The sequence below is a fragment of the Burkholderia sp. AU19243 genome, assembly GCF_018148075.1.
Taxonomy (GTDB): domain Bacteria; phylum Pseudomonadota; class Gammaproteobacteria; order Burkholderiales; family Burkholderiaceae; genus Burkholderia; species Burkholderia latens_A.
Window position 1 is genome coordinate 524,645 of sequence record NZ_JAGSTV010000001.1, and the last position, 20,829, is coordinate 545,473.

The window sequence follows — 20,829 nt, forward strand, 5'->3', positions numbered from 1 at the left end:
CGAGTGCGGGGCTGCGCTGCTGGCCGGCGGCGCTTGGGAAGGGTGAACGGGGCCGTGACGGCAGCCGGCGGCCAGAGGGCGGCCGCGCGCGTCCGTCAGCCAAATCGGACATCGGTGCTATTTGCTTGTGCAAACGGCCGCACTGAGCGCTCGCCGGTTCACCGCACGCGGTTGAGGTCGGCGGTACGGCTTCTGTAGCGACAATGCAAGGGAAGGGACATACCGCGCCGCACGCGACGAACGTGCGGCGCGGGACGGCGTTCTCGGTCAGTTTGCGCCTGGCGCGCTGGCGCCAGACGGTGCGGACGACGCGACGGGATCGGCGGCGGCAGGCGCCGAAGCCTTGTCCGCCGGTGCGGGAGTCGTATCCGACGGCGCCGGGTGAGCGGATGCAGCCGGCGCGGGCGACGGAGCGGTGGAGCCCGACGGGGCGATGGCGGATGCCGGAGCCACGGGCGTCGATGCAGCAGGCGCTGAAGCCGGCACCGAAGCAGAAGCCGCCGCCGGGGCGGAAGCGTGCGCCACAGCGGACGCAGGCATCGAAGCGGAAGCGGGGGCCGGCACTGCAGCAGGCGCAGCACCCGCGTCCGGCCCGGCCGCCGGCGCCGCGCCGCGCATCGTCCGCGGCGCGACCACGGCGGATGCCGCGGCAGGCGCGGCCGGCACGAGCGGCGTACCTGAAGCCGGTGCGACGCTCGGCACCGCGAGCGGCACTGGCGCGGCGGGCGGCGTCGGCACGACCGGCGTCGTCATCTTCATCGGTTCGCCCTGCGGCGTCGGCGCGGGCTCGGGCAGCGGCGCGACGTGCTCCTTCTCGGCGGCCTTCACGGTCGCGCGATCGCGGCGGGCAGGATCGATCTTCAGGAAATGCTCGACGAGGTTGAAGAAGCGCTCATAGAACACGCCGGCGGGAATCGTCTCGCTCGCGGTCTTTACCAGCGCGTCGTCGCTCGACCCGATCGGCAGCGACAGCGAGCCGAACACGCTGAGCCCGACGCTCGCCGACGTATTCGACTTCTTCAGCGTGTAGCGGTCCTGCACCGCGTTCACGTACGCGATGCTGGACGAGCCGTCGGCGGTCGCATCCGCGCACACGACGTGAAACTCGATCACGACGTGCATGTCGTTGCTCGGCTGGAAATTCTTGCTGCCGTCGACCGCATCGTTGCGCGACGACGACACCACGTAGCCCTGGCTCAGCAGCGCGCGGCGCGCGGCCTCGCAGGCCGCGTCGGATTTCGAGTGAAACGTGTGCGCATACGGGCTGCTCGTCGCGTCGAACTGTTCCTGCTGGTAGATCGGCTTGGGCGGCGACGAGCACGCCGTCAGCACGGTCGCGGCCGCGAACGCGCACGAAACGGAGAACAGGCGAAATCGGTTGTGCATGGCGTCTTTCAGAAGGCTCGGCGAGATGCCGCGCGGCGCGGCGGGGCGCACCGCATGGCCTGCGCGCAACGGCGGTGCCTGTGCGGTCCGTGCGGCAATCTCGTATGGCCGGGGCGTCATTATAGTTTCGTTTGATGTCGCGCTTGCTTCAGCCGCGCGGGGCCGCCTGCGCGGCGGCGAGCAATCTCGATACGAGCGGATGGTGTTCGCCGCGCCGCGACCGGATCGCATGGATCTCCTCGGTCACGTCGCCGGCCCGGCCGAGCCGTCGCAGCCCGCGCAGCAGCGACGCGTCGTTCGCGCCGAGCTCGCTGAGCGGAAACACGCCGAGCCCGCGTGCCGCGAACACGGCCATCAGCGCGCTGTCCTCGAATTCGCCGGCCACGCGGGGCACGATCCGCTCGCGCTCGAGCCACAGGTCCAGCCGCGCGCGCAGTGCCGAATGAGCGGTCGGCAGCAGCACCGGCAATTCGGCCAGGCATTGCGGGAAGCGCTGCCTCGCAGCGGCCGTGACGAGCGACGCGGGGCCATACCAGTCCACCGGCGACGCGACGAGGCGCTCGCTCGTCACGCGCAGGTTCGACCCCGACGGCGCGCCCTGGCCGGCCAGCACGAGGTCGAGGTGATGCAGCGCCAGTTCGGCAAGCAGCGCATCGTGCTCGCCTTCGTGGCACAGCAGCCGCAGCGTGGGCGTGTCGAGCACCGGCGCGAGGATCGCATGGGCGGCGAGCTTCGAAATCCCGTCCGCGAGGCCGACCGCGATGCGCACGGTCGGCTGGCTCGCCGCCGCACGCACTTCGTCCGGAATCAGCCGGCCCATCTCGAAGATGACTTCCGCGCGCGCATACGCGGCCTGCCCGGCATCGGTCATCGCGACGCCACGCCCGGCCGGGCGCAGCAACTGGTGACCGAGCGACTTCTCGAGCTCGCGCACCTGCGCGCTGATCGTCTGCACGGCCATGTCGAGCCGCTCGGCCGCGCGCGCAAAGCCGCCTTCCTTCACGACGACCCAGAAATAGTACAGATGGCGGAAATTGAGCATCGGATTGCAACTTCGTAAAAACCGAACCAAGTGTCAGATTGTCGCTGATTTTTACGAAGTCGAGGGCCGTCTATCATCGGGCTTTCCATCTTCGAATCGGCCCTTTTCATGGACTACCTGCTGACCCTTGCCGCCGACCCCGCCGTGTGGGCCGCGCTGCTCACGCTCGTCGTGATGGAAGTCGTGCTCGGCATCGACAACCTGATCTTCATCTCGATCCTCAGCAACAAGCTGCCCGAAGCGCAGCGTGCGCGCACGCAGCGCCTCGGCATCGGGCTCGCGCTCGTGATGCGTCTCGCGCTGCTCGGCAGCGTCGCCTGGATTGCAAGCCTGACCGAGCCGGTGTTCACGCTGTTCGGTCACGCGTTCTCGTGGCGCGACGTGATCCTGCTGTCGGGCGGCCTGTTCCTCGTATGGAAGGCGACGACCGAGATCCACCACCACGTGTCGCACGACGGCGATGGCGCAAGCGCTGCCGGCGGCGCGGCCGGCCTGACCGTGTGGGCCGCGATCGGCCAGATCGTGATGCTCGACATCGTGTTCTCGATCGACAGCATCGTGACCGCGATCGGGATGACCGAGCACATTCCGATCATGTTCGTCGCGGTGATCGTCGCGGTCAGCGTGATGCTGTTCGCCGCGCAGCCGCTCGCACGCTTCATCGACCGCAATCCGACTGTCGTGATGCTCGCGCTGTCGTTCCTCGTCGTGATCGGCATGACGCTGATCGCCGAAGGTTTCGGCTCGCACGTGCCGAAGGGCTATATCTATGCGGCAATGGCGTTCTCGGCATTCGTCGAGGGCATGAACATGCTCGCGCGGCGCGCGAAGGCGAAGCGCGCGGCGCGGGCCGAAGGTCGATGACGACGCGGGCGGCGAAGGTGCCGCCGTCGCTCCGGACGCTCAACGAAGGAGAAACGCGATGAAATGTCCTGTGTGCAAGACGCCCGACCTGCTGATGGCCGAGCGCCAGTCGATCGAGATCGACTACTGTCCGACGTGCCGCGGCGTATGGCTCGATCGTGGCGAACTCGACAAGCTGATCGCGCGCGAAACCGGCGATGCGCCGGTGCGCCGCGACGAACCGTCATTGCGCCACGACGCACAGGCGCCGCGCTCGCGTGGCGACGGCTGGGGGCGCGACGGCCGATCGCACGACGACCGTTACCGGCGCGACGGTCAGCGCCGCAAGAAGTCGGTGTTCGACCTGTTCGACTTCGATTGAAGGCCGGATGCCGGCTGCCGAACGCAAGGGCGCGCACGCATTGCGTCGCGCGTCGCAAAAAAGCCCCGCCACGCGCAATGCGTGGCGGGGCTTTGCTCATGCGCGGCGCTCGGCAACGTCGCGCGGGCGGTTACGCGCTGCCCGCCGTCACGTCGATGCGGCGCGGGCGCGTTTGCTCGCGGCGCGGAATCGTCAGCGTGAGCACGCCGTCGCGCAGGCTCGCATCGATCCGCGACGTATCGAGATCGGGGCTCAGCACGAACGTGCGCGCATAGCGCGGTGCGCGCACTTCCGCATGGCGCACGCGCAGATCGGCCGGCGTGTCGATGCGTGTGTCGGCTTCAAGCGTCAGCGTGTTGTCGTGCACTTTCACGTCGAGGTTTTCGCGCGGTACGCCGGGCAGGTCGGCGCGCAGAATCACCTGCTGCGCGTCCTCGACGATGTCGACGGCCGGGGCGATCGCGGGCCGGCGCGGCGCGTCCGCGGCCGCGGCCTGGAACGCGGCACCGTTCTGGCGTTCGGTCAGGGTCTGGTACGTGTTCATGGCGTTCTCCTGAAGGTTATTGAACGGTGATCGAACGCGGCTTCGATGCCTCGCGCCGTCCGATGCGAATCAGCAGGCAGCCGTTTTCGTAGCGTGCGGAGACGTTGTCCGCATCTGCGTCCTGCGGCAGCTCGACCACGCGGCGGAACGCGCCATGAAAACGCTCCTGCGCATAGGTGCGCGCGGTGTCGCCCGCGTCGTGCGGCGCCGGCTTGCGCTCGCCGCTGATGGTCAGCAGGTCCTTGTCGATCGACACGTCGAAGTCGGCCGCGGCCATGCCCGGCGCGAACGCGACGATCTCGATCGCGTCGTCGGTCGCGCCGACGTTCAGCGCGGGGAACGCGCCTGGCCGCACCGCGCGAATGCCGGCCGGATGCTCGCCGAACAGGCTGGCCATCTGCCGCTGCACGCGGGCGAATTCGTCGAACAGGTCCTGGCCGAAATGGATACCGCTCATGAAGTTCCTCCGGAACATGAAGCGCGGCAGATGCGACGACGCGATGCCCAATGGCGGTCGCGGCGCGCAATGCTCCGCTGAGTCGAAAACGGAGGCGGTGCGTATGACGGACACCGCCTGGCAACCGGTAATTAGAGGCTGCCGCGGCGGTTTTCAAGAGCGGCCGTGCGACGCGCGTGCGCGTGTGATGCGGCGATTCGATGCGACAATCGTCGCGCACCTACACACCACGGAGACGGAACGGACATGGACATTCAACGCATCGCGATCGTCGGCGCCGGCGTGATCGGCGCGAGCTGGGCAGCTTTCTATCTGTCGAAGGGCTTCGACGTCGTCGCGACTGATCCCGCACCGGAGGCCGACACGCGGCTGCGCGACGCGCTCGCCGCGTTCCTTGGCGAACGGGCGAGCGAACTGTCCACGCGGTTGTCGTTCGACGCGGATCTCGTGCGCGCGCTCGATGGCGTCGATTTCGTGCAGGAGAACGGCCCCGAGCGGCTCGATCTGAAGCGCGCGCTGTACCGGCAGATGGACGACGCGCTCTCCGCGCGCGTGCCGATCGCATCGAGTTCGTCGGGCCTGAAGATGTCAGCGATCCAGACCGCATGCGACAAGCATCCTGAGCGCTGCCTGATCGCACATCCGTTCAATCCGCCGCATCTGATTCCGCTCGTCGAACTGGTCGGCGGCGACGCAACCGACGCGGCCGTGATCGCGCGCGTGAAGGACTTCTACGATGCGCTCGGCAAGCAGACCATCGTACTCAACAAGGAGATGACGGGTCACGTCGCGAACCGGCTCGCGGCCGCGCTGTTTCGCGAGGTGTATCACCTCGTCGGCGAAGGCGTGGTGAGCGTCGCCGATGCGGACAGGGCGGTCGCGTGGGGCCCGGGCTTGCGCTGGGGGCTGATGGGGCAGTGCCTGACCTATCACCTCGGCGGCGGTGCGGGCGGAATCGCGCACTTTCTCGAGCACCTGTCGGGGCCGATTTCGACTTGGTGGGACGATCTCGGTACGCCGTCGTTCGATCCGGCCGTCGATCGCAAGCTCCAGGACGAACTGCGCGCGATCCAGGGCGCGCGCTCGATGCAGGAGCTGGCGGCCCAGCGCGACCGGTTGCTCGTCGAACTGATCGACGCGCGGCGCCGCAGCTTCCTGCCCTGAGCGCTTGCACGCGATGCCCGTTTGCCGCGGCGGGAAAGGCTATTGCTGCACGCTCGCGTGCGGTGCCTGCAGCGGTGCGTGCGCGAGCCACGACGGCTGCACGGCCTGCACGAGTTCGCGATTGCGCGCGCGCGTCGCGGCGTTCGGCGGATAGTTGCCGTCGTTGGTCGGCAGTTCGCCATCGAGATAGGCCTGCTTCAATTGCGCGATGACTTCCGCGCGGGTGAGGCCCGGTGCGGGTGCGGCGGCATCGGTTTGCGCGAACGCGGGTGACACCAGCGCGGCTGTCGCGGCCGCGACGGCGAATCGCAAGACGTTCATGTTGGGCTCCGGTCGAGGGGACGGGTCGGCGGATTCACGGCGTGCTGCCGTGGACGCCGATGTGCCGCATTGTCGCGGGCGGGTGCTGCGCGGACGCTGACATGTTCCGGGCAACGCCGTCAGCCGCATGCGTACGCCGCGGCAGGGCGGCGCCGGCGCGATGGACGGCCGAAACGAGCGGCGGACGGCGGACGAAGACGTTACAGCTCGGCCGCCGCCGCGATAAGCGTCGCTTCGAGCGCGAGCGTCGAGCGCGACGCGGCCGCCGGCCGGTCGATCACGTATTCCAGCTCGCCGAGTTCGGGCAGCCCCGCGTCGAGCCGCGCGAGCCCGGCCGGAATCACGTAGCCGGCGAACGCGCTAACGCCCAGGCCCGCGCTCGCGGCCGCGCGCAGCACGGCGATGCTGCTGCTCACGACCGCGATCCGATACGGCCGGCCGATCGCCTCGAGCGATTCGAGCACGCGGCGCCGCGACACGCTCGGCTCCGGATGCAACGCGAGCGGCAGCACGGCCTCGTGGCCGGTGATCCGCGAATCGGGGCCGGTGCACCAGTACAACGGCTCGCTGCGGATCACGCGCCCGCGGCGGCTGCCGGCCACACGCTTCGCGAACACGAGGTCGTGCCGGCCGTCGTCGAGCGCATCGAACAGGTCGCCCGACAGCCCGGTCGAGATCGCGAGTTCGACGTCCGGATTGCGCTGCACGAAGCTCGCGAGCGCCGCTGTCAGATGGGCGGACGCGAAATCCTCCGACATCGCGAGCCGCACCTTGCCCGACAGCGGCGGCCCGCACACCGACGTGACCGCTTCGTCCATCAGTTCGAGGATCCGCACCGCGTAGCGGAACAGTGCATCGCCGTGCTGCGACAGGTGCACGTTGCGCGTGTCACGCTCGAACAGCGGCCGGTCCAGCAGTTCCTCGAGACGGCGGATGTGCTGACTGACGGTCGACTGCGACAGGCTCACACGCTCCGACGCGGCGGTGAAACTGCCGGACTGGGCGACGGCGACGAAGCTGCGCAGCAACTCGGGCGGTAACGGACGCATTGCTAAATCCACTGAATCGGTTTCGACAACTTCATAAATGGCCGGATTTTGCGGCGCTAGTATCGGATCACGCGCCGGTGCGGCCCCTGCGAACGGGCTGCACCGGACGCGCCGCCCGTGTCGCGCCGCCGGCTGCATCGATCAGTCTAAGCCATCCGGCGTCCGGCCCGAAACCGCATCATCCCATCGACCCCGAGAACGCGCTCGCACGACGAGCCGCCGGGTCGCGGCGCACCGCCGCAGGAGACAGACAGTCCGCCCGGGATCGGCGCGCGGACCCGGCTCCCGCACGCGTCAGGCGCCCGTCAGAAGAGACTGGAGACGACTCATGATCATCTACGGAACCGCGCTGCTGGCGTTCTGCCATCTGGCCGGACTGTTTCTCGGCGATCTGCTCGGCGCCGCAATCGGCGTGAAGACCAACGTCGGCGGCGTCGGCATCGCGATGCTGCTGCTCATCTGTCTGCGCCTGTGGTTGCATCGCCGCGGCTGGCTGCCGAAGGAAACCGAGGCGGGCGTCGGTTTCTGGGGCGCGATGTACATCCCCGTGGTCGTCGCGATGGCAGCGAACCAGAACGTCGTCGCCGCGCTGAAGGGCGGTCCGGTCGCGCTGCTCGCCGCGCTCGGCGCCGTCGCGATCTGCGCGTGCTGCATCGCGGTACTCGCGCGCACGGGGCGCGACGACACGGCCTTCGCGGGCGTGCCGACATTCGAAGAACAGTGACGGAGGCCGCCATGCTGCAGATGCTCGAAAAAACCGTCGCCCACAACGGGCTCGTCGCGTCGTTCGCGCTGGTCGGCCTCATCATGTGGCTGTCGTCGATCGCGTCGCGCAAGCTCACGTTCGGCCGCGTGCACGGCTCCGCGATCGCGATCGTGATCGGCCTCGTGCTCGCATACGTCGGCGGCGCGTTCACCGGTGGCGAGAAGGGTTTGGCCGACGTCAAGCTGTTCGCCGGCATCGGCCTGATGGGCGGCGCGATGCTGCGCGATTTCGCGATCGTCGCGACCGCGTTCGAAGTGCAGCCGGCCGAGGCGCGCAAGGCCGGCCTCGTCGGCGTCGTGTCGCTGCTGCTCGGCACCGTGCTGCCGTTCATCGTCGGCGCATCCGTCGCGCGCGCGTTCGGCTATACCGATGCGGTCAGCATGACGACCATCGGCGCGGGCGCCGTCACCTACATCGTCGGGCCCGTCACGGGCGCGGCGATCGGTGCGAGTTCCGACGTGATCGCGCTCAGCATCGCGACCGGGCTCGTGAAGGCGATCATCGTGATGGTCGGCACGCCCGTCGCGGCCAGCTTCATGGGCCTGAAGACGCCGCGCTCGGCGATGATCTTCGGCGGCCTTGCCGGCACCGTGAGCGGCGTGAGCGCCGGGCTCGCCGCGACCGACCGGCGGCTCGTGCCGTACGGAGCGCTGGTCGCGACGTTTCATACCGGCGTCGGCTGCCTGCTCGGGCCGTCGCTGCTGTTCTTCACGACGCGCGCGCTCGTCGGCGCATAGCGAACGCATACGATCCGGGGGCGCCGCCCGAACCGCCCGGCCCGCGGCCGCGGCGGCGCGCATCCATCGCGGCGTCCTCTGAGTCGCATTCATCAACATCATCAATCGGCGGCGGCGCCAGGCTTAGAATGCCGCTGAACCACCGAAGCGGGAGAACTGTTCATGACCGGATGGAATCACGCGCGGCACGCGCGCGATGCACGCATCGCGGCCGCCGCGCCCTTCGCGCGCGGCAAGCGGGTCGATGCGCGCGACACCGTCGCGTTGCTCGAAGCGGTGCTGCGCCCCGGCGATCGCGTGTGCCTCGAAGGCGACAACCAGAAGCAGGCAGATTTGCTCGCGACCGCGCTTGCCGACGTCGACAGCGCGAAGGTCCATGACCTGCACATGGTGCAGTCGGGCGTCGTGCTGCCCGAGCATCTCGACGTGTTCGAGCGCGGGATCGCAAAGCGGCTCGACTTCGCGTATTCGGGCCCGCAGTCGCAGCGGATCGCGAAGCTGCTGTTCGGCGGCAAGATCGCGCTCGGCGCGGTGCACACGTATCTCGAACTGTTCGCACGCTACTTCATCGATCTCACGCCGCACGTCGCGCTGATCGCAGCAGTGAGCGCGGACGCCGACGGCAACCTGTACACCGGCCCGAACACCGAAGACACGCCGACCGTCGTCGAGGCCACCGCGTTCAAGGACGGCATCGTGATCGCGCAGGTCGACCGCATCGTCGACAAGGTGCCGCGCGTCGACATTCCGGGCGACCGCGTGCATTTCGTCGTCGAGGCCGGCCGGCCGTTCTACGTCGAGCCGCTGTTCACGCGCGATCCGGCCGCCATCACCGAGACGCAGATCCTGACCGCGATGCTTGCGATCAAGGGCATCTACGAACCGTACGGAATCAAGCGCCTGAACCACGGCATCGGCTTCAACACGGCCGCGATCGAGCTGCTGCTGCCGACCTACGGCGCGAAGCTCGGGCTGAAGGGCAAGGTATGCACGCACTGGGCGCTCAACCCGCATCCGACGCTGATTCCTGCAATCGAGTCCGGGTGGGTCGAGCAGATCCATTGCTTCGGCTCCGAAGTCGGGATGGACGACTACATCCGTGCGCGTTCCGACGTCTGGTTCACCGGCCCCGACGGGTCGCTGCGCTCGAACCGCGCGTTCTGCCAGACGGCCGGACTCTATGCGTGCGACATGTTCATCGGCTCGACGCTGCAGATCGACCTGGCCGGCCATTCGTCGACGGTTACCGCCGAGCGGATCGCCGGCTTCGGCGGCGCGCCGAACATGGGCAGCGACGCGCGCGGCCGCCGCCATCCGAGCGAACCCTGGCTGAAGGCGGGCGCCGAGGCCGACCCCGACACGCCGGCGGCGCTCAGGCGCGGCCGCAAGCTGGTCGTGCAGATCGGCGAGACGTTCGGCGACAAGAACGTGCCGATGTTCGTCGAGAAGCTCGACGCGCTGAAGCTCGCCGACAAGCTGCAGCTCGATCTCGCGCCGATCATGGTGTACGGCGACGACGTCACGCACATCGTTACCGAGGAGGGGATCGCGAACCTGCTGATGTGCCGCGACAAGGACGAACGCGAACACGCGATCCGCGGCGTGGCCGGCTATACGGAGATCGGTCGCGGCCGCGACCGCAAGATGGTCGAGCGGCTGCGCGAGCGCGGCGTGATCCGTCGCCCGGAGGATCTCGGCATCGATCCGCTCGACGCCGATCGCCGCTGGCTCGCCGCGCGCTCGATCAAGGATCTCGTGCACTGGTCGGGCGGCCTCTATGCGCCGCCGGCGCGGTTCCGCAACTGGTGAGGAAGAGGGCATGGAACAGTTGAACTATCGCTTCACCGCGCGCGGACGCGCGAAGGGCGAACTGGCCGCCGCGCTCGTCGGCGTGGTCGCATCCGGCAATCTCGAGGTGCTCGTCGAGCGCGTACTGCCGGGCAATGAATGCGAGATCGACATCCGCACCGCGGCGGTCGGTTTCGGCGCGGTATGGCAGGCCGTCGTGTCGGACTTCGTCGAACGTCGCACACCGGGCGGCCTGAAGCTGTCGATCAACGACGGCGGCGCGCGGCCCGACATGGTGTCGTTGCGGCTCGCGCAGGCAGTACGCGCGATCGAGGGGGGCGCATGACGAACGAAGTCATTCACGACGCGCCCGCGTTCGTCGCGAACGGCGCGAGCTGGTATGAAGCGTCGGCGCGCCAGCGCGTCGACGGGCTGCTCGACGCGGGCAGCTTTACGGAATTTCTGGGGCCGGCCGAACGCGTGACGAGCCCGCACCTGCCGCTGTTCGACCTGCCGCAACAGTTCGACGACGGGATGGTGGTCGGTCGCGGCCGGCTCGACGGCAAGCCGGTGTTCGTTGCCGCGCAGGAAGGCCGCTTCATGGGCGGCGCGTTCGGCGAAGTGCACGGCGCGAAGCTCACCGGGCTGTTGCGTGCCGTGCGCGATCTCGGCACGCCGGTGCTGATCCTGTTCGATACGGGCGGCGTGCGGCTGCAGGAAGCGAATGCAGGCGAGCTCGCGATCGCCGAGATCATGCGGGCGCTCGTCGAAGCGCGTGCGGCCGGCGTGCCGGTGATCGGGCTGATCGGCGGGCGTGCCGGCTGCTACGGCGGCGGCGGGCTGCTCGCCGCGTGCTGTTCGGCGCTCGCGGTGTCGGAGCAGGGGCGCATCAGCGTGTCGGGGCCGGAGGTGATCGAGACCAATCGCGGCGTCGACGAGTTCGATGCGAAGGACCGCGCGCTGATCTGGCGCACGATGGGCGGCAAGCACCGCCGGCTGATCGGCGCGGCGGACCGTTACGTCGCCGACACGCCCGACGCGTTTCGCGCGGCCGCGCTCGAACTGCTCGGTCGCGCGCCGAAGTTCGATGCGGCGATGCTGCGCGCGGAGCAGATGCGTCTCGAAGCACGCGTCGAACGGTTCGGCGAATGCAACGATGCACTCGACGTGTGGCGCGCGCTCGGCGCGGACCGGCCCGAAGCGATCCCCGGCATGCCGGACGACGCATTCACGACGCTCGCCGACCAGCTACAGGAGCCGCAGCATGACGCTCGATGAACTACTGACCTCGCTGTTCCCGCACGGCCATTCGATCGCGCGAACCGGCGGCCTGCTGGCCGGCCACGCGGAACTGGCCGGCACGCGCGTCGACGTGATCGGCGTCGCCGACCGTCTCCCATTCGGCATCGACGAAGCGCTGACGCTCGCGTCGCACGTGCTCGACACGATCGAGCGCGGCGGCGGTACGCCGGTTCTCGTGCTCGTCGACAGCGACAGCCAGCGGATGAGCAAACGCGACGAACTGCTCGGCCTGAACGAAGGCTTGTCGCATCTCGCGAAATGCCTGATGCACGCGGAGCTTGTCGGGCACCGTACGATCGGCGTGCTGTACGGCCATACGGCAGCCGGTGCGTTCATTGCGACCGCGCTCGCGACGCGCACGTTGCTCGCGGTGCCGGGGGCCGAGCCGGAGGTGATGGACCTGCCGTCGATGTCGCGCGTGACGAAGCTGCCGATCGACGTGCTGAAGGAAATGGCGCGCTCGACGCCGGTGTTCGCGCCGGGGCTCGACAATCTCGTGAAGATGGGCGCCGTCGACGCCGTGCTGGATCCGGCACGCGCGCTCGATACGCAGGTGGCCGAATGGCTCGGCCAGCCGGCCGATCGCAACGATGGCCGCGCCGCGCGCGGCCGGCCCGTCGCGGCGGACGTCGCGCGGCGCGTCGAGGCGCTTGCGCGTGCCGCACGCTGACATACCGCTGCGCCGCCACACGCTCGTCACGCTGACGGCGGCGGGGTGGGGCGCGGCTTGCGCGCGCGATCCCGCGCTGGCGGCCGATCCGTTCGTGCAGGCATGGGCCGTGCATGGGTGGCCGCTGATCGTGCGCCGCGCATCGCCCGACGAAGCCGACGCGCAGCGCGTGCCGCTCGGCTTGCCGCTGCCGTCATCGGCGGGCAAGCGGCGCGTTGCGCTGAACGTGGCTGCCGACGCGCTTGCGTCGGTTCGTCCGTTGCCTGCACCGGCCGACGTGCTTGCCGCCGCGCCCAACGCATGGCATCCGACGCTGCGCGATCTGGATGCGCTCGGCACGCGCTGCGGCGTGCAGGGCCGCGTGTTCGGCAGCCTTGCGTGGCAGGCGCTGACGGGCGAGCGCTATCTGAGCGACGCTTCCGACCTCGACATCGTGTTTCCGCTGCCGGACGCCGCATCCGTCGCCGCGCTGCTCGACGGGCTGGCCGCGCTCGACGCGCGCGCGCCGATGCGCATCGACGGCGAACTGCTGCGCGTCGACGGCGCGGGCGCGAACTGGCGCGAGCTGCATGCGCGGGTGCCGGAGATCGCGGTGAAGACGGCTAGCGCCGTCGAACTGATGTCTGCCGACGCCTTTACCGGAGGCGCACGATGAGCGCATCGGCCGCCTGCCGCGCGTCGGCGCCGCCAACGGCGCCATCCGATGCCGAGCGCATCGCCGAACTGGCCAAGCGCAGCCTCGTGCTCGAAATCGATACGTATCCGAAGCCGGGGCTCGTGAGTCACGTCGATACCGGCAGCCATGCCGACATGGACGCCGCGACGTTCATGCGCAGCGCGGCCGTGTTGCGGCCGTACTTCGCGGAACTCGCCGCCGCCGGCGCGCGCGATGCCGACATGGCCGTGCTGCGCAAGATCGGCCTGCGCGCGGAACACGCGATGCTTGCGGCGACCGGCGGCGTCAACACGCATCGCGGCGCGATATTCGGGCTTGGTTTGCTGTGTGCGGCGGCCGGCCGCCGCATCGCGCCGGGCGCGATCGCGGCGATCCGGTCGATGACGCTCGGCGAACTCGTCTCGCGGCGCTGGGGCGCCGACATCCTCGGCGGCCCGCGGCTGCCGGACAGCCACGGCGAACGGGCGAGCCGCCGCTACGGTGTCGGCGGCGCGCGGCGCGAGGCGGCCGACGGGTTTACGACCGTGTACCGCGTCGGCTTGCCGGCGCTGCGTCGCGCACGGCGCTGCGTGCCGGACGATGCGCACGCGGCGCGGGTGGATGCGTGCTTCGCGCTGATCGCCGCGCTCGACGATACGAATCTGCTGCACCGCGGCGGTCGGACGGGGCTCGACTTTGCACGCGCGACCGCCCGCGCCTTCGTCGCCCGCGGCGGCATACGCGCGCCCGACTGGCGGCTGCGTGCGGCGGCTGCGCATCGTGCATTTGTCGCGCGCCGGCTGAGTCCGGGCGGTGCGGCCGATCTGCTCGCGATGAGCGTGTTCGTCGATGCGCTCGAAGCGGACGAGGAGCGCCGATGACGCTCGCGATCCTGTGTTCGGGGCAGGGCGCACAGCGCGCGGACATGTTCGGGCTGACCGGTGCGGCACCGCAGGCGGCCGCGCTGTTCGCGCATGCGGGCCGGCTCCTCGGCGACGATCCGCGCAACTGGGTGCAAACGGCGGAGCCGGACGCGCTGCATGAGAATCGCGCCGCGCAGATGCTCTGCACGCTGCAGGCGCTCGCGGCGGCCGCGCTGCTCGATGCGGTGTTGCCGCGACGTCGCTGTGTTGCCGGATACAGCGTCGGCGAAGTCGCGTCGTGGAGCGTCGCAGGGATGCTCGATCCGCACGACGCGCTCGATCTCGCCGACGCGCGGGCGCGTGCGATGGATGCCGCAAGCGGCGGTGACGAACGCATGGCGTTCGTGCGCGGATTGACGCGCGCCCGGCTCTCGCAGCTATGCGCCGGCCGCGACGCGGCGATCGCAATCGCGAATCCCGGCGACGCGTTCGTGGTTGCAGGGCGGCAGGCCGACGTTGCGGCCGTGGCGGACGACGCGGCCCGCGACGGCGCATCGCGCGTCGCTCCCGTGTGCGTGCGGATCGCGTCGCACACGCGCCGGCTCGCGTCGGCCGTACCGGCGTTTCGTGCGTCGCTGGCTGCCGTGACGGTGCGCCGGCCGCTGCCTGGTGCGCGTCTGTTTTCCGGAATCGACGGCGCGTCGGTGCTCGATGTCGACGCGGGGCTCGACAAGCTGGCGCGGCAGATCGCGGAGCCGGTCGAGTGGGCCGCGTGTCTCGCCGCCTGTGTGGAGGCCGGCGCGACCGCGTTTCTCGAACTCGGCCCGGGCCGCGCGCTTGCCGAGATGGCCGGCGGCGCGTATCCCGCGTTGCCGGCGCGCAGCGTCGAGGATTTCCGCTCGGTCGACGGTATCGCGAACTGGCTCGAGCGCGTCGAGGGCTGACCCACGTGGCCGCACACGGCCGCAACGCGGCGCTGTAAAGGGCGGGAAAGCCGGCTCTAAAGCGCACGCAAGCAGCCGCGAAATCGTGTCACGAACGCGGTCGCCGGGCCGCCGTTCCGCGCCGGGTGTTGCGCCGGCGCAGCACCGTTTCGGCAGGCGCTTGCCACGCGAATTGGCATCGCTACAATTGCGCCCGCCATGAGACCAGCCGCCTTCCTTCTCGCCGCGTTCAGCTACGCGACGACTGCCCACGCAAGCCATATTCCGTCCGATGCCGCGTCGGTCGGCGCGTACTTTTCGTACGACAATGCGGCGTCGGACGCGACGGTCGGTCTGATCGGCGGCGCGCAGCGCCGTGTGCTGCTGGCCGGCTACGACTATGTGCCGCCCGCGGTCGCCGCGGCGCTGCGTGAAGCGCGCTCGCGCGGGGTCGAAGTGCGGGTTCTGCTGGTGCGTTCGGTGCGCGCCGGCAGGTACAGCGGCGCCGGCTATCTGAAATCGGGCGGCATCGACGTCGCGATCGATTCGCGGCATGGCGAGCCGGCACCGCGCTTCGTGATCGTCGACGACAGCGTCGCGCTCAGCACGCTGTCCGACGGCACGGCCGCGCGCGCGGAGACGATGAACGTATTCGAGCGCGCGCCGGAATTGGCGCAGTCGTACACGCAATCGTTCTGGCGGCGGTACCGGCAGGCCGCCGGGCTCTGACCGACGGCTCGCGCGGGCGAGCGCTACCTGTCTCGGTTCCTCGCGATCCCGATCCGCCTGCGGCTCGCGCCGGTGTGACCCCGCTTGCATCGGCGCGGCCGATGAACCATGCTCGTTGAACAGGCGCCGGCGCGCATGTCGCGCATCCGGCGTAACGCAGGGAGCCGATCGTGACCGAGTATTTTGCCGATCGCGCCGACGCGGGCCGGAAGCTGGCCGGCGCGCTGCAGGAATATGCGGGGCGGCGCGACGTCGTCGTACTCGCGTTGCCGCGCGGCGGCGTGCCGGTTGCGTATCCGGTCGCGATAGGGCTACCCGCGCCGCTCGACGTGCTGGTCGTGCGCAAGCTCGCGATGCCGTCCGATCCCGAATTCGCGATCGGCGCGATTGCGAGCGGCGGGGCAATTCACCTGCAGCATGCGGCGATCCGCTCGGTGGGCGTGGCCGATGCGCAGCTCGCCGACATCGTCGCGCGTGAAACCGCCGAACTCCAGCGACGCGATGCGCTGTATCGCGGCACGCGGCCGCCATTGCCGGTCGAAGGCCGGATCGCGATCGTCGTCGACGACGGCGTCGCCACCGGCGCGTCGATGCGCGTGGCGCTGCAGGCGCTGCGCGAGCGCCATCCGGCGCAGATCGTGGCCGCCGCGCCCGTCGCACCGGCTGCTGCCCGCCACGCGTTCGACGACCTGGCCGACGCGTTCGTGACCGTGTCGCAGCCGATGCCGTTCTTCGGGATCAGCCAGTTCTACGCGCGTTTCGATCAGACCGGCGACGACGAAGTCCGCGCGCTGCTCGAGGCGGCTCGCGCGCGTGGCGACGGCCTCACGTCCGCCTGACCGGACGCCGGCGCGCGCGCGGCCGCTTGGCCTCGGCTTGCGCGAACGCGCGCTGCAGCGCCGGATGGACGTCGGCGAGCCAGCGCTCGCCGGTAAACAGCCCGTAGTGGTCGCAATCGTCGATATCGATGCGGTGGCGTTCACGGGCCGTGAGCCCGCCGCACATGTCGAGCGCCGCATGGGTCTGGCCTGCGCCGGTCACCGCATCGCGGCCGCCTTCGATCGTCAGCAGCGCGACGCCGCGCAGCGCGGCGGGGTCCACGCGCTGGCCGCCCACGCGCCACGTGCCGTTCGCCAGGCACATCCGCTGGAACACGATGTCGACGGTATCCAGGAAATACTCTGCCGGCATGTCGAGCAGCGCCGTGTATTCGCGCAGCGCGCGCCGCGCGTCGGCCAGCGCAGTCAGGTCGAAGCGCGTTGCGGCGCGCGCGTAGTCCTCGATCAGCGCGACGAACCGCTGCGGGTACAGCAACGCGATCTCGCCTTGCTGAAGATAGGTTGGGAACACGTGCCGCCCCTGGCCGGGGAAGCCGGGCGGCACGATGTCGATCAGGTGGCGGCGGCACCACGTGAGCGAGCGCGACGCGGCGGTGGTGCCGAGCGTCGTCGGATTGACGCGCGCATCGAGCGGGCCGCCGACCAGCGTGACGCTCGCGGGCGGCGGCAGGCCGCGCGCCGCGCGCAGCGCGAGCGCACCCAGCGCCGGAACGGTTGCCTGGCACACCGCGACGACGTGCAGCGGCCGATCGGCGCGCACGAGCGCGTCGACGAAGCCGTCGAGTGTCGCCACGTACTCGTCGAGCCCGAAGCGGCCGGCCGCGAGCGGCACGTCGCGTGCGTTGATCCAGTCGGTCACGCAGACGTCGCCATCGGCGAGCAGCGCCTCGACGGTCTCCCGCATCATCACGGCTGCATGGCCAGCGAGCGGCGCGCACAACAGTACCGTGCGCCGCGCGTCGTTGCGCGCGAAGCGCCGCAACTGGCAGAACGGCGTACGTGCGACGACCTGCTCGTCTACGGCCGGTCGCCGGATCTCGAAGCGCGGCGGCCCGACAGCCGGGCCGAGCAGCGGCTCGAACAGGTCGTCGTAGCACGATGACGCGGCGTACGGCAGCGTGGCGACAGGCCAGACGTCGAACGCGTGACGCGTCGCCGCGCGCCAGGCGCGCATCCATTCCCGCTGCTGCTCGACGACGGCGTACCACATGGCGAACCTTGGGGCGGAAGGAGCGTGAATCTGCATTATGGTCATTCCGGCTGCGGCGCGGGGTATCGGAAACGCCGCTGGCAGATGCAAGTCAACGATGCGACGCGCTAGGCGGCGACACACTGCGCTGCTACAGTCGTTGGTCCCACCATTTCGCCATACTTACTCAAGCGGAGCGTTTGCGATGAAGCTGATCGGCATGCTGGATTCCCCGTTCGTGCGCCGCGTCGCCATTTCGGCGAAGCTGCTCGACCTGCCGTTCGAGCACGAGTCGGTGTCGGTGTTCAGGCAATTCGAGCAGTTCCAGACATTCAACCCGGTCGTGAAGGCGCCGACGCTCGTGACCGACGACGGCGCGACGCTGATCGATTCGTCGCTGATCGTCGACTACCTCGACCACTGCGTCGCGCCGGAGCGGCGGCTGCTGCCCGACGCCGCCGACGCACGGCTGCGCGCGCTCGTGCCGGTCGGCTTCGCGCTGGCGGCGGCCGAGAAGACGGTGCAGGTCGTGTACGAGCACGCGCTGCGGCCGGCCGACAAGCAGCACGCACCGTGGCTCGAGCGCGTGCTGAGCCAGCTCGATGCCGCATATGGCCAGCTCGAGCCGCTCGTTGCGGCCGCGAACGGCTGGCTCGGCGGCGCGCGGCCGCTACAGTCCGATGTGACCGTGGCCGTCGCGTGGCGCTTCACGCAGTTCATGGCAGCCGATTACCCGGCACTCGCGCGAATCGATCCGGCCCGTTATCCGGCGCTTGCCGCGCATTCCGCACGGGCGGAGGCGCTGCCGGCATTCGTGCAGACGCCGCTCGCCTGACGCGCGGATGTTTGCGCCGGCGTGACGGGGAGGGCCGGGTATGACCGGCGGGCCGGCTGCGTTCCCAGGCGCGTTCGGCTCTCCGGCACGGTATGGGGTGACCGCTATTGGCGGGTGTTGCCGGCCGCGCGCTTGCCTCGGGCGCGATAGCCGGTAAGCCCGATCGCGTCCGTCGGTTCGCTCGCTCGCGCCGCTGGCCTGCGCCCGCTCAGCTCCGACGGGCAAGCATGAGCCGATTGTTCTCGCGCGCTGACAAGTGACTTCGCATTCGCGCCGTTTATCCGCAGGCGGCCCCTCCCTAGAATTCATTCCATCGAATACGCATTGCCAGATGGAGCCGATGATGAGAGCGCTGATCGAATCGAGTCTGTACCACCCGTCCGTCGTGTTGCCGCTTGCCGCGTTGACGCAGCTGATGGTCGAGCGCGACTTCAATCTCGGCCAGGTTGGGCTGATCGTCGCTGCGCGGGGCGCGCAAGCAGCGGTGTCGCGTTCGCGCGCACTGATTTTCTGCCGCGACTGCGAAGCGCACGCTTGAACGCGCATTCGTCGCATGGATAAAGAAATGCCCGGCCGGCGCGAGCCGGTCGGGCAGTTCGGATTCGATCGGGCCCCGGCTTCGGCCGGGGCTTTTTCATGGACGACCGAGGTGGCGCTTACGCGCGCGCGGTCCGCACCACGCCATAGATCTCCGTATCTTCTTCGTCGCGCAGCTCGCGTACCAGCTGGTGCGCTTCGCGGTGCGTCGCGACGGCCGGCGGCGAGCCCTTGAGCGGCTGACGCGCGGTTTCGGCGAGCGCGACCACCGACACGATGCCGATCACGGCGGCGCCCATCATGTAGTACGCGGGCATCATCAGGTTATGGGTGACATCGACGAGCCACGCGGTGACGAGCGGCGTCGTGCCGCCGAACAGCGACACCGACACGTTGAAGCCGATCGCGAGCGCGCCGTAGCGGATTTCGGTCGGGAACAGCGCCGGCAGCGCCGACGGCATCACGCCGGTGAAGCACGACAGCAGCACGCCGAGGATCAGCAGCCCGCCGAACACCGACGCGGTGGTGCCCGCATGGATCAGCAGCAGCGACGGGATCGACAGCACGAGCAGACCGACGCAGCCGGCCAGCATCACGGGCTTGCGGCCGATCGTGTCGGACAGGCGGCCCGCGGCGAGCGTCAGCGGCATCATCAGCACCATCACGATCAGCACCAGCACGAGGCTGTGCGATTCGTCGAAGTGCAGCGTCGACGACATGAAGCTCGGCAGGTACGACAGCACCATGTAGTCAGTCACGTTGAAGATCAGCACGAGGCCCACGCAGAGCAGCAGCGCGCGCCAGTTGCGCATCAGCGTTTCGCGAAAGCGCGCCTTCGGCACGGCCTTGTCCTGCGCTTCGCGCTCTTCAGCCTGCCGCTTGAACGCCGGCGTTTCTTCGAGCTTCATCCGGATGTACAGGCCGATCAGGCCGAGCGGGCCCGCAATCAGGAACGGCACGCGCCAGCCCCACGACAGCAGCGCTTCTTCCGACAGCGACGCGGTCAGCAGCGCGACGACGCCGGCGCCCATCACGTAGCCGATCAGCGTGCCGAACTCGAGGAAGCTGCCCATGAAGCCGCGGCGCTTGTCGGTGGAGAACTCGGCGATGAAGGTGGCGGCGCCGCCGTATTCGCCGCCGGTCGAGAAGCCCTGCACGAGGCGGGCGACGAGCAGCAGGATCGGGGCCATGATGCCGATCGACGCGTAGCTTGGGATCAGGCCGATCGCGAACGTGCCGACGGCCATCATGATCATCGTTGCGGCGAGCACGCGCTGGCGGCCGATGCGATCGCCGAGCGGGCCGAACACCATGCCGCCGAGCGGACGCACGAGGAACGCGGCCGCGAACGTGCCGAAGGTCGCGAGCAGCTGCGCGGACGGGCTGCTCGACGGGAAGAACACCTTGCCGAGCGTGACGGCGATATAGCTGTAGACGCCGAAATCGAACCATTCCATCGCGTTGCCGATGGCCATCGCGCTGACGGCGCGCTTGAGCAGGCTCTGGTCGACGACGGTGATGTCGTCCGCGGCGAGCGAGGCTGCGCCGGACGACGGGGTGGAAGAAGCAGCGGTCGGGCTGACGTGTGTTGCGGTCAAGGTCATGCACTCCTTTGACTGCGCCGGAACGGGCGGGCCGTCCGACACGGTTTGCCGGCAAGCGCTCGGTCGTGCGCTACGCGTCGGGGCAGGCCTTTAAGCGCTTACTGCACGGTTGGCGGCAAGAAGACGCAAGGGACTGCTTCGACGCGGGCCCGATGGGCCGTCGCGACGGTGCGCTCATGAAGAATGGGCCGCGTGATGCGAGCG

The 20,829-nt window shown here is 69.6% G+C and carries 24 protein-coding genes; 16 read left to right on the top strand and 8 right to left on the bottom strand.

What is annotated here, in order from left to right:
• Nucleotides 1–267: 267 nt before the first annotated feature.
• Complete coding sequence (locus tag KDW55_RS02605; RefSeq protein ID WP_212159936.1) at nt 268–1,386, bottom strand: DUF2242 domain-containing protein; 1,119 nt, start codon at nt 1,384–1,386, stop codon at nt 268–270.
• Between the two features lie 148 nt (nt 1,387–1,534).
• Nucleotides 1,535–2,428 (bottom strand): LysR family transcriptional regulator, encoded by an 894-nt coding sequence (locus KDW55_RS02610; RefSeq protein ID WP_212159937.1) that lies wholly within the window; start codon nt 2,426–2,428, stop codon nt 1,535–1,537.
• A gap of 108 nt (nt 2,429–2,536) precedes the next feature.
• Between KDW55_RS02610 and KDW55_RS02615 the strand changes: the two genes are divergently transcribed.
• Entirely contained in the window at nt 2,537–3,292 is a 756-nt protein-coding gene (locus tag KDW55_RS02615; protein WP_069241240.1) for a TerC family protein, read from the top strand.
• 58 nt (nt 3,293–3,350) lie between these two features.
• Entirely contained in the window at nt 3,351–3,653 is a 303-nt protein-coding gene (locus KDW55_RS02620) for a zf-TFIIB domain-containing protein (RefSeq protein ID WP_040143873.1), read from the top strand.
• Nucleotides 3,654–3,783: 130 nt separating this feature from the next.
• Here KDW55_RS02620 and KDW55_RS02625 read toward each other — a convergent pair whose 3' ends face one another.
• Nucleotides 3,784–4,197, bottom strand: a complete 414-nt coding sequence (locus KDW55_RS02625) for an Hsp20/alpha crystallin family protein (protein ID WP_069241241.1) — start codon at nt 4,195–4,197, stop codon at nt 3,784–3,786.
• A gap of 16 nt (nt 4,198–4,213) precedes the next feature.
• Nucleotides 4,214–4,654: an Hsp20/alpha crystallin family protein gene (locus tag KDW55_RS02630; protein WP_069241940.1), complete on the bottom strand. Its 441-nt coding sequence runs from the start codon at nt 4,652–4,654 to the stop codon at nt 4,214–4,216.
• A gap of 246 nt (nt 4,655–4,900) precedes the next feature.
• Between KDW55_RS02630 and KDW55_RS02635 the strand changes: the two genes are divergently transcribed.
• Nucleotides 4,901–5,818: a 3-hydroxyacyl-CoA dehydrogenase NAD-binding domain-containing protein gene (locus tag KDW55_RS02635; protein ID WP_212159938.1), complete on the top strand. Its 918-nt coding sequence runs from the start codon at nt 4,901–4,903 to the stop codon at nt 5,816–5,818.
• Between the two features lie 39 nt (nt 5,819–5,857).
• On the opposite strand, the gene KDW55_RS02640 is transcribed toward KDW55_RS02635, so the two are convergent.
• Nucleotides 5,858–6,139, bottom strand: coding sequence for a DUF4148 domain-containing protein (locus tag KDW55_RS02640; RefSeq protein ID WP_069241243.1), 282 nt, complete (start codon nt 6,137–6,139; stop codon nt 5,858–5,860).
• A 200-nt stretch (nt 6,140–6,339) separates the two neighbouring features.
• A complete protein-coding gene (locus tag KDW55_RS02645) occupies nt 6,340–7,188 on the bottom strand; it encodes a LysR substrate-binding domain-containing protein (RefSeq protein WP_040143877.1) in 849 nt (282 codons plus the stop codon).
• A 328-nt stretch (nt 7,189–7,516) separates the two neighbouring features.
• Between KDW55_RS02645 and madL the strand changes: the two genes are divergently transcribed.
• From madL to KDW55_RS02700, 11 genes are all read left to right on the top strand, one after another.
• Entirely contained in the window at nt 7,517–7,912 is a 396-nt protein-coding gene (madL, locus tag KDW55_RS02650; protein ID WP_040143878.1) for a malonate transporter subunit MadL, read from the top strand.
• Between the two features lie 11 nt (nt 7,913–7,923).
• The gene (gene madM, locus KDW55_RS02655; RefSeq protein ID WP_040143879.1) at nt 7,924–8,691 is read left to right on the top strand and encodes a malonate transporter subunit MadM; all 768 of its coding nucleotides are present in this window, start codon (nt 7,924–7,926) and stop codon (nt 8,689–8,691) included.
• A gap of 162 nt (nt 8,692–8,853) precedes the next feature.
• A complete protein-coding gene (gene mdcA / locus KDW55_RS02660) occupies nt 8,854–10,500 on the top strand; it encodes a malonate decarboxylase subunit alpha (RefSeq protein ID WP_040143880.1) in 1,647 nt (548 codons plus the stop codon).
• Between the two features lie 10 nt (nt 10,501–10,510).
• Nucleotides 10,511–10,825 (top strand): malonate decarboxylase acyl carrier protein, encoded by a 315-nt coding sequence (gene mdcC, locus KDW55_RS02665; RefSeq protein ID WP_040143881.1) that lies wholly within the window; start codon nt 10,511–10,513, stop codon nt 10,823–10,825.
• Nucleotides 10,822–11,757 (top strand): biotin-independent malonate decarboxylase subunit beta, encoded by a 936-nt coding sequence (locus KDW55_RS02670; RefSeq protein WP_212159939.1) that lies wholly within the window; start codon nt 10,822–10,824, stop codon nt 11,755–11,757. The genes mdcC and KDW55_RS02670 overlap by 4 nt, the downstream gene beginning before the upstream one ends.
• A complete protein-coding gene (gene mdcE / locus KDW55_RS02675; protein WP_040143883.1) occupies nt 11,744–12,451 on the top strand; it encodes a biotin-independent malonate decarboxylase subunit gamma in 708 nt (235 codons plus the stop codon). The genes KDW55_RS02670 and mdcE overlap by 14 nt, the downstream gene beginning before the upstream one ends.
• Nucleotides 12,438–13,106 carry a malonate decarboxylase holo-[acyl-carrier-protein] synthase gene (gene mdcG, locus KDW55_RS02680; protein ID WP_212159940.1) on the top strand — a complete coding sequence of 223 codons (669 nt, stop codon included), beginning with the start codon at nt 12,438–12,440 and terminating at the stop codon, nt 13,104–13,106. The genes mdcE and mdcG overlap by 14 nt, the downstream gene beginning before the upstream one ends.
• Nucleotides 13,103–13,987 carry a triphosphoribosyl-dephospho-CoA synthase MdcB gene (mdcB, locus tag KDW55_RS02685; protein ID WP_212159941.1) on the top strand — a complete coding sequence of 295 codons (885 nt, stop codon included), beginning with the start codon at nt 13,103–13,105 and terminating at the stop codon, nt 13,985–13,987. Before mdcG ends, mdcB begins: the two co-directional genes overlap by 4 nt.
• The gene (gene mdcH, locus KDW55_RS02690; RefSeq protein WP_212159942.1) at nt 13,984–14,913 is read left to right on the top strand and encodes a malonate decarboxylase subunit epsilon; all 930 of its coding nucleotides are present in this window, start codon (nt 13,984–13,986) and stop codon (nt 14,911–14,913) included. Before mdcB ends, mdcH begins: the two co-directional genes overlap by 4 nt.
• A 186-nt stretch (nt 14,914–15,099) precedes the next feature.
• A complete protein-coding gene (locus KDW55_RS02695; protein ID WP_059543667.1) occupies nt 15,100–15,621 on the top strand; it encodes a hypothetical protein in 522 nt (173 codons plus the stop codon).
• A gap of 170 nt (nt 15,622–15,791) precedes the next feature.
• Nucleotides 15,792–16,460, top strand: a complete 669-nt coding sequence (locus KDW55_RS02700) for a phosphoribosyltransferase family protein (protein WP_212159943.1) — start codon at nt 15,792–15,794, stop codon at nt 16,458–16,460.
• Here KDW55_RS02700 and phaZ read toward each other — a convergent pair.
• Nucleotides 16,447–17,670, bottom strand: a complete 1,224-nt coding sequence (phaZ, locus tag KDW55_RS02705) for a polyhydroxyalkanoate depolymerase (protein WP_212159944.1) — start codon at nt 17,668–17,670, stop codon at nt 16,447–16,449. The two genes, KDW55_RS02700 and phaZ, sit on opposite strands and share 14 nt — an antisense overlap.
• A 184-nt stretch (nt 17,671–17,854) precedes the next feature.
• Here phaZ and KDW55_RS02710 point away from each other — a divergent pair, with 184 nt between their 5' ends.
• Both KDW55_RS02710 and KDW55_RS02715 read left to right on the top strand, forming a co-directional pair.
• The gene (locus KDW55_RS02710; protein ID WP_069241251.1) at nt 17,855–18,484 is read left to right on the top strand and encodes a glutathione S-transferase; all 630 of its coding nucleotides are present in this window, start codon (nt 17,855–17,857) and stop codon (nt 18,482–18,484) included.
• Between the two features lie 340 nt (nt 18,485–18,824).
• Nucleotides 18,825–19,022 carry a hypothetical protein gene (locus tag KDW55_RS02715; RefSeq protein WP_040144915.1) on the top strand — a complete coding sequence of 66 codons (198 nt, stop codon included), beginning with the start codon at nt 18,825–18,827 and terminating at the stop codon, nt 19,020–19,022.
• A gap of 118 nt (nt 19,023–19,140) precedes the next feature.
• Here the strand turns inward: KDW55_RS02715 and proP are convergent, their stop codons facing one another.
• Nucleotides 19,141–20,625, bottom strand: a complete 1,485-nt coding sequence (gene proP / locus KDW55_RS02720) for a glycine betaine/L-proline transporter ProP (RefSeq protein ID WP_040143890.1) — start codon at nt 20,623–20,625, stop codon at nt 19,141–19,143.
• Nucleotides 20,626–20,829 lie beyond the last annotated feature (204 nt).

What these genes read in the sequence shown, in the direction of transcription:
- madL (WP_040143878.1), top strand. Translation starts at nt 7,517, where the DNA reads ATGATCATCTACGGAACCGCGCTGCTGGCGTTCTGCCATCTGGCCGGA.
- KDW55_RS02615 (WP_069241240.1), top strand. Translation starts at nt 2,537, where the DNA reads ATGGACTACCTGCTGACCCTTGCCGCCGACCCCGCCGTGTGGGCCGCG.
- mdcA (WP_040143880.1), top strand. Translation starts at nt 8,854, where the DNA reads ATGACCGGATGGAATCACGCGCGGCACGCGCGCGATGCACGCATCGCG.
- phaZ (WP_212159944.1), bottom strand. Translation starts at nt 17,670, where the DNA reads ATGTGGTACGCCGTCGTCGAGCAGCAGCGGGAATGGATGCGCGCCTGG.
- KDW55_RS02610 (WP_212159937.1), bottom strand. Translation starts at nt 2,428, where the DNA reads ATGCTCAATTTCCGCCATCTGTACTATTTCTGGGTCGTCGTGAAGGAA.
- KDW55_RS02625 (WP_069241241.1), bottom strand. Translation starts at nt 4,197, where the DNA reads ATGAACACGTACCAGACCCTGACCGAACGCCAGAACGGTGCCGCGTTC.
- mdcE (WP_040143883.1), top strand. Translation starts at nt 11,744, where the DNA reads ATGACGCTCGATGAACTACTGACCTCGCTGTTCCCGCACGGCCATTCG.
- mdcC (WP_040143881.1), top strand. Translation starts at nt 10,511, where the DNA reads ATGGAACAGTTGAACTATCGCTTCACCGCGCGCGGACGCGCGAAGGGC.
- KDW55_RS02645 (WP_040143877.1), bottom strand. Translation starts at nt 7,188, where the DNA reads ATGCGTCCGTTACCGCCCGAGTTGCTGCGCAGCTTCGTCGCCGTCGCC.
- mdcB (WP_212159941.1), top strand. Translation starts at nt 13,103, where the DNA reads ATGAGCGCATCGGCCGCCTGCCGCGCGTCGGCGCCGCCAACGGCGCCA.
- KDW55_RS02670 (WP_212159939.1), top strand. Translation starts at nt 10,822, where the DNA reads ATGACGAACGAAGTCATTCACGACGCGCCCGCGTTCGTCGCGAACGGC.
- KDW55_RS02640 (WP_069241243.1), bottom strand. Translation starts at nt 6,139, where the DNA reads ATGAACGTCTTGCGATTCGCCGTCGCGGCCGCGACAGCCGCGCTGGTG.
- madM (WP_040143879.1), top strand. Translation starts at nt 7,924, where the DNA reads ATGCTGCAGATGCTCGAAAAAACCGTCGCCCACAACGGGCTCGTCGCG.
- KDW55_RS02605 (WP_212159936.1), bottom strand. Translation starts at nt 1,386, where the DNA reads ATGCACAACCGATTTCGCCTGTTCTCCGTTTCGTGCGCGTTCGCGGCC.
- KDW55_RS02715 (WP_040144915.1), top strand. Translation starts at nt 18,825, where the DNA reads ATGATGAGAGCGCTGATCGAATCGAGTCTGTACCACCCGTCCGTCGTG.
- KDW55_RS02630 (WP_069241940.1), bottom strand. Translation starts at nt 4,654, where the DNA reads ATGAGCGGTATCCATTTCGGCCAGGACCTGTTCGACGAATTCGCCCGC.
- KDW55_RS02620 (WP_040143873.1), top strand. Translation starts at nt 3,351, where the DNA reads ATGAAATGTCCTGTGTGCAAGACGCCCGACCTGCTGATGGCCGAGCGC.
- mdcH (WP_212159942.1), top strand. Translation starts at nt 13,984, where the DNA reads ATGACGCTCGCGATCCTGTGTTCGGGGCAGGGCGCACAGCGCGCGGAC.
- proP (WP_040143890.1), bottom strand. Translation starts at nt 20,625, where the DNA reads ATGACCTTGACCGCAACACACGTCAGCCCGACCGCTGCTTCTTCCACC.
- KDW55_RS02710 (WP_069241251.1), top strand. Translation starts at nt 17,855, where the DNA reads ATGAAGCTGATCGGCATGCTGGATTCCCCGTTCGTGCGCCGCGTCGCC.
- KDW55_RS02635 (WP_212159938.1), top strand. Translation starts at nt 4,901, where the DNA reads ATGGACATTCAACGCATCGCGATCGTCGGCGCCGGCGTGATCGGCGCG.